This window comes from Xanthomonas sp. SHU 199 (assembly GCF_000364665.1).
GTDB lineage: Bacteria > Pseudomonadota > Gammaproteobacteria > Xanthomonadales > Xanthomonadaceae > Xanthomonas_A > Xanthomonas_A sontii.
This window is the reverse complement of the sequence record NZ_AQOI01000030.1, coordinates 1-1,197: the sequence shown is the minus strand read 5'-3', so window position 1 is coordinate 1,197 and position 1,197 is coordinate 1. Positions and strand designations below refer to the sequence as shown.

Below are 1,197 nucleotides of genomic sequence, written 5' to 3'. Positions count from 1 at the left end.
GCTCCTTGTATCTGGACATGTCGCCCCTAAACAGGCGTCATGTCTTCCGACTGATCATCGGAGGAGGTGCGGGAGGTCCAGTCGCTCCTAAAGCTTCGAGCTTGCATCGCAGATCGGCTCCGCCCTCCACATGCTGGCCCTTGTGTGTCCGAACGGTATCCAGAGTCCGCCCCCAGGCGTGAACTCGCATCGACAAGGCAGGACCGGGCCCAGCGCCGATCATGACCCTGACACGATGGAGGAATCGCCTATGTCTCCCGTCATCGGCATCGACGTTGCCAAACGCAGTTTCGATGTGACCATCGATCTGACCAATGGCAAGCACCGTACCAAGGCCAAGTTGTCCAACGATGCCAAGGGCTTCCAGGCCCTGCAGGCATGGCTGCAGACGCATGCCCAGCCCGATAGCTGGATCGCCATGGAGGCCACCGGCACCTACCACCAGGCGCTGGCCGAGTTCCTCCACGCACGCGGCTATCGGGTGTGCGTGCTCAACCCGGCGCAGACGGCCGCGTACGCACGCAGCCAACTCAGCCGGGTCAAGACCGATCGCAGCGATGCCAAGCTGATCGCCAGTTATGCCCTGCGTCACCGCGAGCAGTTACGCCGTTGGCACCCTGATCCACCGGCGCTCAAGCAGCTCAAAGCGCTGGTGCGCCGGCGCCAGGATCTGCAACAGATGCTGCAGATGGAGCGCAACCGGCTGGACGTCGCTCCGGCCCAGGTGAAGGACTCGATCCAGGTCCATCTGGCCGATCTGCAACACCACATCGCCCAGATCGAGCAGGCCATCGATGACCATATCGACCAGGATCCGACCTTGCGTGGGCAGCGCGAGCTGCTGGTGAGCATCCAGGGGATTGCCGACACCAGCGCGGCCTTGATGCTGGCCGAGCTTGGCGATGTGAGGCGCTTCGCCGATGCCTCGGCGGTGACCGCCTTCGCCGGCCTCAATCCGTGCCTGCAGGAGTCGGGCGAGCGCAAAGGCCACGTCTGCATCTCGCGCACCGGCTCGCCCCGCTTGCGCGCAGGCCTGTTCATGCCGGCCCTGGTGGCCATGACCCACAACCCGATCATCCGGGCGCTGAAACAGCGGCTGAGCGAACGTGGCAAAACCGGCAAGCAGATCGTGTGCGCCGCCATGCGCAAGCTGCTGCACCTGGCCTACGGGGTTCTCAAATCGGGCACGGCGTTCGA

At 64.2% G+C, this 1,197-nt stretch carries 1 protein-coding gene; it reads left to right on the top strand.

The window, feature by feature from the left end; genetic code table 11:
* Positions 1–250 precede the first annotated feature (250 nt).
* A partial coding sequence (locus tag D183_RS0101770; RefSeq protein WP_017907461.1) for an IS110 family transposase occupies positions 251–1,197 on the top strand: 947 nt, incomplete at its 3' end.